The organism is Neobacillus drentensis (assembly GCF_036965425.1).
Classification (GTDB): Bacteria; Bacillota; Bacilli; order Bacillales; family Cytobacillaceae; genus Neobacillus; species Neobacillus drentensis_F.
This window is the reverse complement of the sequence record NZ_JBALPP010000065.1, coordinates 1-9,590: the sequence shown is the minus strand read 5'-3', so window position 1 is coordinate 9,590 and position 9,590 is coordinate 1. Positions and strand designations below refer to the sequence as shown.

General features: G+C 38.9%; 13 protein-coding genes. 7 read left to right on the top strand and 6 right to left on the bottom strand.

Annotated features, from left to right (window positions below; translation table 11 throughout):
* Positions 1-183: 183 nt before the first annotated feature.
* The 4 genes from V7161_RS17090 (at position 184) to V7161_RS17075 (ending at position 2,358) form a co-directional block, all read left to right on the top strand.
* Positions 184-630 carry a PaaI family thioesterase gene (locus V7161_RS17090; protein ID WP_335714163.1) on the top strand — a complete coding sequence of 149 codons (447 nt, stop codon included), beginning with the start codon at positions 184-186 and terminating at the stop codon, positions 628-630.
* 102 nt (positions 631-732) lie between these two features.
* A complete protein-coding gene (locus V7161_RS17085) occupies positions 733-1,191 on the top strand; it encodes a VOC family protein (RefSeq protein ID WP_335714162.1) in 459 nt (152 codons plus the stop codon).
* A gap of 109 nt (positions 1,192-1,300) precedes the next feature.
* Positions 1,301-1,831, top strand: coding sequence for a CBO0543 family protein (locus tag V7161_RS17080; protein WP_335714161.1), 531 nt, complete (start codon positions 1,301-1,303; stop codon positions 1,829-1,831).
* A 125-nt stretch (positions 1,832-1,956) separates the two neighbouring features.
* Positions 1,957-2,358, top strand: a complete 402-nt coding sequence (locus tag V7161_RS17075) for a YmaF family protein (RefSeq protein ID WP_335714160.1) — start codon at positions 1,957-1,959, stop codon at positions 2,356-2,358.
* 39 nt (positions 2,359-2,397) lie between these two features.
* On the opposite strand, the gene V7161_RS17070 is transcribed toward V7161_RS17075, so the two are convergent.
* Positions 2,398-3,312: a hypothetical protein gene (locus V7161_RS17070; RefSeq protein WP_335714169.1), complete on the bottom strand. Its 915-nt coding sequence runs from the start codon at positions 3,310-3,312 to the stop codon at positions 2,398-2,400.
* 246 nt (positions 3,313-3,558) lie between these two features.
* Here V7161_RS17070 and V7161_RS17065 point away from each other — a divergent pair, with 246 nt between their 5' ends.
* Entirely contained in the window at positions 3,559-3,945 is a 387-nt protein-coding gene (locus tag V7161_RS17065; RefSeq protein ID WP_335714159.1) for a hypothetical protein, read from the top strand.
* Between the two features lie 19 nt (positions 3,946-3,964).
* Here V7161_RS17065 and V7161_RS17060 read toward each other — a convergent pair whose 3' ends face one another.
* Positions 3,965-4,105 (bottom strand): hypothetical protein, encoded by a 141-nt coding sequence (locus tag V7161_RS17060; RefSeq protein ID WP_335714158.1) that lies wholly within the window; start codon positions 4,103-4,105, stop codon positions 3,965-3,967.
* Between the two features lie 462 nt (positions 4,106-4,567).
* On the opposite strand from V7161_RS17060, the gene V7161_RS17055 reads away from it, so the two are divergent.
* On the top strand, positions 4,568-5,113 hold the full coding sequence (locus tag V7161_RS17055) for a hypothetical protein (protein ID WP_335714157.1): 546 nt from the start codon (positions 4,568-4,570) through the stop codon (positions 5,111-5,113).
* 53 nt (positions 5,114-5,166) lie between these two features.
* On the opposite strand, the gene V7161_RS17050 is transcribed toward V7161_RS17055, so the two are convergent.
* From V7161_RS17050 to V7161_RS17035, 4 genes are all read right to left on the bottom strand, one after another.
* Positions 5,167-5,604, bottom strand: coding sequence for a hypothetical protein (locus tag V7161_RS17050; protein ID WP_335714156.1), 438 nt, complete (start codon positions 5,602-5,604; stop codon positions 5,167-5,169).
* Positions 5,604-6,248 carry a PspA/IM30 family protein gene (locus V7161_RS17045; protein ID WP_335714155.1) on the bottom strand — a complete coding sequence of 215 codons (645 nt, stop codon included), beginning with the start codon at positions 6,246-6,248 and terminating at the stop codon, positions 5,604-5,606. The genes V7161_RS17050 and V7161_RS17045 overlap by 1 nt, the downstream gene beginning before the upstream one ends.
* Position 6,249: 1 nt before the next feature.
* Positions 6,250-6,780 carry a hypothetical protein gene (locus V7161_RS17040; protein ID WP_335714154.1) on the bottom strand — a complete coding sequence of 177 codons (531 nt, stop codon included), beginning with the start codon at positions 6,778-6,780 and terminating at the stop codon, positions 6,250-6,252.
* Positions 6,781-7,042: 262 nt separating this feature from the next.
* Positions 7,043-7,864, bottom strand: coding sequence for a MerR family transcriptional regulator (locus V7161_RS17035; RefSeq protein WP_335714153.1), 822 nt, complete (start codon positions 7,862-7,864; stop codon positions 7,043-7,045).
* Positions 7,865-7,984: 120 nt separating this feature from the next.
* Between V7161_RS17035 and norA the strand changes: the two genes are divergently transcribed.
* The gene (gene norA / locus V7161_RS17030) at positions 7,985-9,178 is read left to right on the top strand and encodes a multidrug efflux MFS transporter NorA (protein WP_335714152.1); all 1,194 of its coding nucleotides are present in this window, start codon (positions 7,985-7,987) and stop codon (positions 9,176-9,178) included.
* Positions 9,179-9,590: the final 412 nt, after the last annotated feature.

The following is a 9,590-nucleotide window of genomic DNA, read 5'->3' as shown; positions in this document are numbered from 1 at the left end:
GCGGATAGCGAGCGTCAATCAGCGGATAACGCAGCCTAAGCAGCAACTTTTAAAAAATATCGGGTTCTTTCGCAAACTTATCGGTTACTTCTAGTCCCACTCCCCCAAAAAAGACAAGCTCATCCAATTCATGGTATGATAAAAATACAGAAAATTCAAACTAACCAAATGGAGGCCATGGCGATGAAGCATTATAATCAATTAAATAAGGTATTAACCGGAGATGCTCCTGGAGCACCGATTACGCAGCTGCTCGGGATTGAACTAGTTGGACTGGAAGAGGGAAGAGTGGTCATGGAGATGGAAACCACGGAACGGCTGTACAATCCAATGGGGACACTACATGGCGGAATCCTCTGCGACCTATCGGATGCGGCGATGGGGTATGCGTTCGCGAGCACTTTGGCGGACGACGAAGCTTTTACCACAGTGGAAATAAAACTAAACTTCCTGAAACCAATTTGGAAATCAAAGCTTCGTGCTGTTGGACAAGTTATCAAAAAGGGGAACTCGATCGGCCTGCTCGAATGCCGTGTTTATGATGAAAAAGAAAGCCTTGTTGCCCATTCCACCAGTACATGCATGATCTTAAGAGGCGACATGGCCAAGGGCAGATCGACAAAAGAATAGCCTACGACTTTTGATGGAGAAATAATCCCACCAAAGCACAATGTTTCTAACCCATAAAACCACTAAAATGAAATCATCAAATACAGATTGGTGGTATATGCAATGAAAAATGTGAAACTATATGAAACCCATGTTTACTGTAAAAACCTAGAAAAATCAATCGAATTCTATCAATCAATCGACCTGGATCTTGCCTATGTGCTTAACGAAAGAAGGGTCGCCTTTTTCTGGCTTGGTGAACCTGGTACAAAAGAGCAAATGCTCGGAGTTTGGGAAGTCCCGGAGGACCAATTTTTCAAAAAGCACTTCGCCTTCGCACTATCGGTAGAACAATTACAAGAACTGCCGCAATACCTTGAAAGCAAAGGAATCGAGCTGCGGCCTGCGTTTGGATTCGATATATCGGAACCGGTTGTCCATGCCTGGATGCCGGCGGCGTGTTACTACTTCGAGGATCCGGATGGGAACTCGCTTGAATATTTGGCGTTACTAGAAGGAGACCCGCAGCCAGAACTTGGTGTTATCCATCTTAGCCACTGGAAGCAGCTGAAAAATGCATAAAGCAACGATCTCCCTGGTCATATGGGCCAAGGAGTTTTTTATGTTATGGAATAAAACATAAAAGATAGGAAAAATTAGATTTGAATTCCAATGCAGAGGTCGTGACAACATGTATCAACAAATGGAGGATCTACATAAAAGCCTTAACCAAATACAGAAAGAATATTGGATTCATACTGATTTATTTTCATTTCAATGGTGGGTTATTGCGGTTGTTAACTTCGGGCTATTTTTCCTATTCATTGTCCTTATTGACCGACAAAGAATATTACCCATCACCATTGCCTTTCTTGTTGCCTTTATTATAGTTGGTACTATGGATGAAACAGGAGTTAAATTCAACCTGTGGGAATATCCTCACCAATTATTGTTTTTTACAGCAAGATTTAATGCGGCAGATTTTGGAATAGTGCCGAGCCTTGTCGCATTGCTTTACCAATATTGCAGTAAATGGAAGCCCTATATCATAGGCAATCTTCTTTTATCTGCCCTTATTTCCTTCGTAGGGGCACCTATTTTTTCAAAAATGGGCATATATAAGCTCATGAACTGGAACTATCTCTACTCATTTTTAGTTAGTCTTGTAAGCTTGATGGTTATTAAGGCAATCGTAGATTTCATTGTAAAAAAGAGTAAATAGTACAATTAATACGATTATAAAAAAACGGCTCATTAAAAATAAATAAAAAAGTACAAATAGCTCATGAAAAGGATTCCCTTTGAATATATTTTTTTCGTATGTAATTAAGAGGGGGTTGGGTTCTTATGAGCTGGAATCAAGGAAATGCCAATTCAAATAGGAACAGGAAAAATTCAAATAGGCAGACAAATGTAAGTCCTACTGAGAATACTGAAAACACCGTTCAAACCCACGTGCATGAATTCACCGCTAGTACGAAGTTAGCAGAGGAAGATGACGATCGGCATAATCATCGTTTCGCAGGTGTGACCAGTGAGGTGATTCCGATGGGAGATAGTCATGTTCATACCATCATGGTGAATACGGATTTTTTAGATCATCATCATGAAGTCGCAATCCAAACGGGTCCTGCTATTGATATTGGTGGCGGAAAACATATTCATGTAGTTCAAGGTACGACCACACTTGACGATGGCCATGTTCATGAGCTCTTCTTCACCACTTTAATCAACGCGCCGCTTGTATGAAAAAAGCCAGTCCCAAGGTTGAAGGGACTGGCAATTCATTTAATTATACACATAATCATATTTAGAAGAATGATAGTGATGGAATTTATGGTTCGCATCGAAATAATCCATTGACACCTGGAACGCCTTCTTCGTGCTATCCCAAAACACAAGCACAATGACATCGGCAGACCCGTTCGCTAAATCCTCCGCGCCGAAATCATCAGCATCCCAATTCACCGCTTTATATGTGCCAGGACTGCTGACCTTCAACGTATACAACCAATACTTTTCGCCCTCAATCCCTACCAAATCATGATACCCGGCACCCAGCCGCGATTGCAGGTCAGACTGCGTCAACCCCACATCAATCCACTTTTTCAACCCTTCCACAACCGAAACAACATCCGCATTGCCAGCCATTGTCATCCGGCCGTTATCCATCAAATAATATCCATCAGCAAAATTCTGCCGCAACATCCCGCCATCACGCAAACTGAAATAATACCAGGCCGAGCCAATCCATTTCCAACCCTTCACCATTGCGCCCTTTGAATCCAAGTAATACCAGGTACCTGACACTAGCACCCAACCGGTCTTCATCGTCCCATGCTGATCGAGGTAATACCACTTGCCGCTATCCAGCACCCAACCGGTCTTCATCGCACCGTGCTGATCGAGGTAATACCACTTGCCGCCATCCAGCACCCAACCGGTCTTCATCACGCCATGCTTGTCCAAATAGTACCAATGGATCGCGTCCTTCACCCAACCCGTCTGCATCGCGCCATCCTTACCCAAATAGTACCAGCGGCCGGCATCCAGCACCCAGCCCGTCTTCATTACACCAGCATCATAAAAATGCCACGTTCCACCCTCCAACTTCCAGCCCGACGGATTCTCCTCCGCCGAAACCACACTAGGAAACACATGCAGCAGAACAAGAGCCACTAGAACAACCAATAACTTTTTCATTTTAAGCAAACGAACCCACCTCACGTTTCTATTACTGGTTTAGTCTTAATATTAGTTCTAAGCCCCGTAATTCCTTCCAGAATCGTCAGACAAAAACTGCACCCTAAATTTAGCTAGGAACTAGCAAAATTAGATTTTTTCCGGGGAAATACTACAAAAAAAGTCAAAATTTCAGAAATAATACATAGATATTCTATGTACCAGTGTGATACAATTACCAAAAAATGTAGGGAAGAGTGATTTCTAATGAAAAAAAGAATAAAGCCTCTTTTAATAACATTAATAGTCTTATTTGCTGTGTTTATGTCCGTTAAATATTTATTGGATTTAGTATTTGCAGATGCATGTGGGAATCAAATTTCAAAAAGTGTCCCATCCCCAGGCGGAGATAAAGTAGCTTATGTTTTCTTAAGAGACTGTGGAGCCACAACGAACTATTCACCGCAATTATCGATATTAGCGAAAGATGAAGATCTTGAGAATGAATCAGGAAATACATTTATTGCGGATAAAAGTTTTTCAATTGAATGGCTTAATGAAAGGACTCTAAAGGTTACGTATAATAAATCTTCAAAAACATACGAAATGGATACTAGTGTAAATGGCGTAAAGATTAAATATATTGGAGAATAAATATTTAAAAAGCCAGCCCTCACTTCGGGGCTGGCTCTGTATTCATATTGTCGCCTTTTGATAGATTAGAAAATACCTCAAACAGCTGCGTGATATACCTATTAAGCTCGAAACCATCTTCTGTAGCAAACTCAGATAATAACAATTTATTCTCCTTCATTAGCCATTCCCCCTCGATTTCTGAACTATCATCAGTATGGGCAAACTAGTAGTCTCTTATACATGGAGTTATTCTACAAAATTCACTGGGTATTCTACAAATTAAGAGGTACATACTACAAATCTAGATGGATATTCTACAAATTTCTTCCCCTATTCTACAATTGCTCATAATCCTAATAAAAAAACCCCTCAAAAGGAGGGGCAAAAAGGGAATAAACTCTTGGTATCTATATGATTACCATTCTTGCTGAATCTTATACCAGCCTTTTAAATTAATAATAAGTGAATATGGGAAATATTGTAATATTTCCCTTCCAGATGGGCTTTTCTGTATAAATGCAGGAGGGCTCTTTTTATGGTTGGAAAAAATGGAAATTATCTTATGGTATAATTAGGAAGTTTGATATAAACTCATAGTTAGGCAATCAGCTTGACAATCAAAAAGGGGGATTCCTATTCTGTGAAAAATATAAGATTATGGGGGCTTTTATTAATCGTTTCAATCATACCTATACTGCTTGTATATAACTACATTAAGGAAGAAAAGGCGAAGGCGGCAGATTTAATGTATTTGGACCAAGCACCAAAAGTTCGGGTTGATAATCATAATATAGAAATTTATTCTTTTAATAGGTGTACTTACAGGGATAATCCCAGTCCAATTAATCCTTGTTCGACGACTTCAAAAGAAGAAGTCTTAAAAGGGAAATCTCCTATTTTTTTAGAGAAAGGGTCTATCCTTGAGATTACTAGTCCCATCCCGCCTTGGGGATACCAAGACGCAAATACACCTAGGGATGAGATGAAAGGGAATTGGGAGCTTTCTTTAACAAAGGATGGGCGTAATTTAGGACCAACCGATATTAAACTTTCATACAAAGTAACAAAAGAAGATTATATCAATATTACAGAATTGCCAAAAGGTGCAGGTTATTATTTAGGGGAATTAAGGATTAGTACTCCTTCTGGGAGTATCGAATATGTTTTTCAGTTTAGTATAAAGTAGTGCATATCAAAAAGACTGCAATATGCAGTCTTTTTGTCTTCATAAATATCAGACTATGATTGTAATTTTTCCAATCCTTTCAATGCCTGTTCCCAGTCATTTATGTTTGAACTATCCTTCCGTGGTTCCTTGGGTGCCGATTCTTTGTTCGAGCGAACTTTACCGCTCTTCCAATATAGTTTACCCATCCAATAAACAAGGGTTCCGGCCATCATAATCGGTAGGACAGGAAGAAAGCCGATGAAACTAATGATATATCCCAGCCATTTTTTCTTACCAAACCTGCGAAGGTACCAGCCAACTACTAATGCTGCTAGAGTAATAGAAACGAGTAAAACACTGAACAAAGATAATTCAAAATTGCTAATCCCCAGCTTTACGCTCCATTGAGAAACAATGGATCCTAAATTACCTGGCACCAGCTCTTTCACAGCAACTAGTTTTGCTTGCAGGCCAGACTCCAAGGTATTGATGAAACTAGTAGCGTTCATTACTTACTTTCCTTTAGCGAGGCCAACTCACGCTCTACCGCTTCTTGTATTTCCAAGTTTACCGCTTGGGCAGAAGGGATAAAGTAGGAAGCAGCCGAAGCCTGTGCCTCTAATTGTTGGACATAATCTTCTACTCGGCGGAACCCTTTCAAGGCATTGTCCGTACTGAAGGAAGCGACCGCTTTTTGCAGCTGCTGTTGTGCCTTTGCGGCATGTGCACGTGAGATTAGCACCAGTCGTCTGTTCGATAATTCGTTGTATTTTTCAAGCAATGTATCAATTTGTTCACGAAGAGCTAATGTTTGTTGTTTCATTGCCTCATGCTGCTCTTGATAGAGTTTCAGTTTTGCTTCCTGCTGTAATTTTTCTTGAAGAGCCATTCTTGCCATGGTGTCTTCACCTTTTTCAACTGCAAGCTCAGCTTGACGTGTACGTTTTGCTACCACTGCCGAGGCCTCTGCGACAAGCAGCTCATGATGTTTTTCTAAATACAGCTGATGGCCTAATGTTTTCTTGGCCCTCTCAACCTGCTCGTCCAATTCACGCATATATTGATTCAATAGACTGATTGGATCTTCCATCTTATCCAATAATTCATGTAAGTCCGCCATTACGATTGTTTTTACTCTATTAAAAATACCCATTTTACTTTTCCTCCTTAGTAATATTCTTTTCCCATGCATCTAAAATTTGTGAGTTGCTGCTAACCACAGGGGCTGCTGTATAGCCGATAGGGCTGAATCCCTTTTGCTTAGAGGAACCTGCTTTCTTAAACAACCAGTAAGCACCTGCCCCAATGGCCAGAACCGGAAGGGCTGCCTTTAAGGCTGCTGCAAGGCCGACACCAATTAATCCATAACCAGCCCACTTCTTCCAAGCTTTATCTCCGGCATGTTTGCGAAGGGAGACACCGAAGAGTGTAATACCTACACCGATAAGGGTTCTTGTCCAACCGAAGTCAAAGCCAAAGCCATGCTTCCCTCCATGCCCCATCATGCCATGACCTCGACCGCCCTGCATCATCCCTTGACCAGGGCCGCCCTGGGCCATACTCTGACCTTGACCGCCTTGCATCATGCCATGACCGCCGAAGTGCCCGATACCTGGAAGTAAATGAGAACCAGCCCAGATTGCTGCTGCTCCGACTGGAAGCCAAAATAACCATTTTTTCTTCATTGTGTAATTCCTCCTAAAACTGACCTGTATATGTTTTTTTGTTGTTATCTCGCTTACAGGATTGATTATGCACAATGCCCCTTAACTTTTTCTTAATAAAAAAAGTTTTTAAAGGTTCTGCTTTTTTTATAAAAAGGGTGAAATCTGTAAATACAGTAATTGTGGGGGAGGGGTATGGTTAAATAAAGGTATACTGGTTGAACTGTGGGGAAAATTACCAATACAAAAAAGCGTGAAAATATCACGCTTATCATTGTCTTTTTTATTCGACTTGAATCATAATTTTGGTGACGTAATGTTCCTTATGATTCATTACAACTGTATCATAAATATACTCTTCAAAAACATAATCGCCTAAGGCTAAATTTAAACGTTCCATCTCTGAAAAAAGTCGCTTATATGTTTTAGGTATTGTTTTCTCATCCCCAATATGATATCCAATGAGAAAATCACCTTTCACAGCTTGAAAATACGGATAGCCCACCTTTGGATCTGGTTGCTCAATATATAAAAAGCTATAATTAGAGAATTCTCCCTTCATAACGTGCTCCCGTTTCGTAATACCACCTATTGGATATCCTGAATCAAGATGAGATATGTTCAATTCATTAATAAAATCTGAAATAACTTCTATAAATTCTTCATCAGTTACATTTTCAATGTTTTTACTTAGATAAAGCGTTGCTTCCGGTAATTGTTTAAGCGTAATTCGTTGAAAATCAAGGTGTGATGCTTCTTCCATTAAGGCAATTTTTGCATCAATCATTCTTTCCTTCATTTCAATCTCCTTACGCTTTTTCATAATCTCTTCTTTTTTTTGATGCATTAATGATAAAAAACTTTCAGGAGATTTATTTTGTGTATATTGTTGAATATCGTTCAGCGACATACCAAGCTCCTTTAATAAATCAATAACAAAGAAAAGCTCTATTTGGTGAATGGAGTAATAACGATAACCTTTTTCATTTTTCCATAGGGGAGACAAAAGACCAATTTGATCATAATAAAAGATTGTCTGTTTGTTTACCTTACAAAGCTTCGCAAATTCCCCAGTAGTTAAATACTTGCCATGTTTTTTATCCATTTTTTAGAGCACCCCCCCTTGACTATATAGTTACTATATACACTAGGATGGAAATTGTAAACAAATGAAAATAATGCAAATAAGTTTAAGTAATTTGTATTGTTAAGGAGAGTGGAAAAGATGAAGACTCATAAAGTCACCTTAGGATTATTATTAATGAATTTATTCATAGCCTTTTTGGGAATTGGTCTTGTAATTCCAGTCTTACCTACGCTGATGAATGAATTAGGCATTACTGGAACAACAGTTGGTTATTTAACAGCAGCATTTGCCATATCTCAATTGATTGTTTCACCATTCGCAGGGAAAGCGGCAGATCAATTCGGCAGAAAAATTATGATTGTTATTGGCTTATTTATTTTTGGAATTTCAGAATTCTTATTTGGGATCGGAAAAGGAATCGAAATGCTATTTATTTCCCGCGTTTTAGGTGGAATTAGTGCTGCTTTCATTATGCCAGCAGTTACAGCCTTTATTGCTGATATTACAAATTTGGATACTCGCCCGAAAGCACTCGGGTTTATGTCAGCTGCCATTAGCACAGGATTTATTATTGGTCCAGGTATTGGTGGATTCTTAGCGGAATTTGGAACACGTATACCATTCTTCTTTGCAGGAGCACTTGGTACCATTGCGGCTATACTTTCTATTATTTTATTATCTGAGCCGAATCGTAGAGAAGATAATAATGAACAAGTCTCCGACGGTAAGGTTGGTTTTAAACGTATTATTGCCCCAAAATATTTCCTTGCGTTTATTTTAATTTTTATTGCCTCATTTGGTTTAGCAGCTTTTGAATCGTTCTTTAGTCTATTTGTGGACCATAAATTTCAATTTAAACCGTCCGATATTGCCATTGTTATCACAGGTGGTGCAATTTTTGGTGCAGTTTCACAAGTCCTATTATTTGATTGGCTTACAAAAACTTGGGGCGAAATTAAACTGATTCGATATAGCTTAATATTATCAGCCGTACTTGTCTTTTTAATGACTGTTGTCCATTCATATTTCTCAATTTTACTTGTTACATTTATTGTTTTTGTAGGATTCGATATTTTCCGACCAGCAGTTACTTCATACCTTTCAAATATCGCCGGGAACGAACAAGGTTTCGTTGGTGGAATGAACTCTATGTTTACAAGTTTAGCTAACATTAGTGGACCAATTCTAGGGGGTATATTATTTGATATAGATATTAACTACCCTTACTACTTTGCGACTGTGATACTATCTCTGGGAATAGTTATCACATTGTTCTGGAAGAAGCAATCAAGTGATTCTTCAAATGAAGCGAAGACTAGTGTAGCTAATTAAGCAAATTGAAATAATGACGAAAATGGTGAAACATTGTACTTAAACTATAGGGTGCAAGAGTTGTAGAGCAGGTCTGTCAATGTGGCAGCTTTTTCTTTCTTATTTAAACTAAAGTGTTCAGCTCACACATATAATTTCAGGTTTAATAAAATATTTGCTTTTGTAAGGGGGAGTTAAAATTAAGCCAAAAAGTATTTTTATTGCTGGCTTTATTTTTTCTTTGTTAGGGATAATTTTTATTTCTTTAGGAGTATTGAAAATAGGTTTAACAATATTAGTTGTTTCTGCTTTAGTTAAAGTAATTGAATTGTTGTTTAGGAAATAGGAGTATCACATTGGGTAAATTCCTAGCCACCTTGTTCAAGTAACGGGTGCAAGAGTTAAAGAAAATGATCGCTGCTGCGGTCTTTTT

Coding starts and splice junctions, on each gene's coding strand:
- V7161_RS17090 (WP_335714163.1), top strand. CDS start 184: ATGAAGCATTATAATCAATTAAATAAGGTATTAACCGGAGATGCTCCT.
- V7161_RS17085 (WP_335714162.1), top strand. CDS start 733: ATGAAAAATGTGAAACTATATGAAACCCATGTTTACTGTAAAAACCTA.
- V7161_RS17080 (WP_335714161.1), top strand. CDS start 1,301: ATGTATCAACAAATGGAGGATCTACATAAAAGCCTTAACCAAATACAG.
- V7161_RS17075 (WP_335714160.1), top strand. CDS start 1,957: ATGAGCTGGAATCAAGGAAATGCCAATTCAAATAGGAACAGGAAAAAT.
- V7161_RS17070 (WP_335714169.1), bottom strand. CDS start 3,312: ATGAAAAAGTTATTGGTTGTTCTAGTGGCTCTTGTTCTGCTGCATGTG.
- V7161_RS17065 (WP_335714159.1), top strand. CDS start 3,559: ATGAAAAAAAGAATAAAGCCTCTTTTAATAACATTAATAGTCTTATTT.
- V7161_RS17060 (WP_335714158.1), bottom strand. CDS start 4,105: ATGAAGGAGAATAAATTGTTATTATCTGAGTTTGCTACAGAAGATGGT.
- V7161_RS17050 (WP_335714156.1), bottom strand. CDS start 5,604: ATGAACGCTACTAGTTTCATCAATACCTTGGAGTCTGGCCTGCAAGCA.
- V7161_RS17045 (WP_335714155.1), bottom strand. CDS start 6,248: ATGGGTATTTTTAATAGAGTAAAAACAATCGTAATGGCGGACTTACAT.
- V7161_RS17040 (WP_335714154.1), bottom strand. CDS start 6,780: ATGAAGAAAAAATGGTTATTTTGGCTTCCAGTCGGAGCAGCAGCAATC.
- V7161_RS17035 (WP_335714153.1), bottom strand. CDS start 7,864: ATGGATAAAAAACATGGCAAGTATTTAACTACTGGGGAATTTGCGAAG.
- norA (WP_335714152.1), top strand. CDS start 7,985: ATGAAGACTCATAAAGTCACCTTAGGATTATTATTAATGAATTTATTC.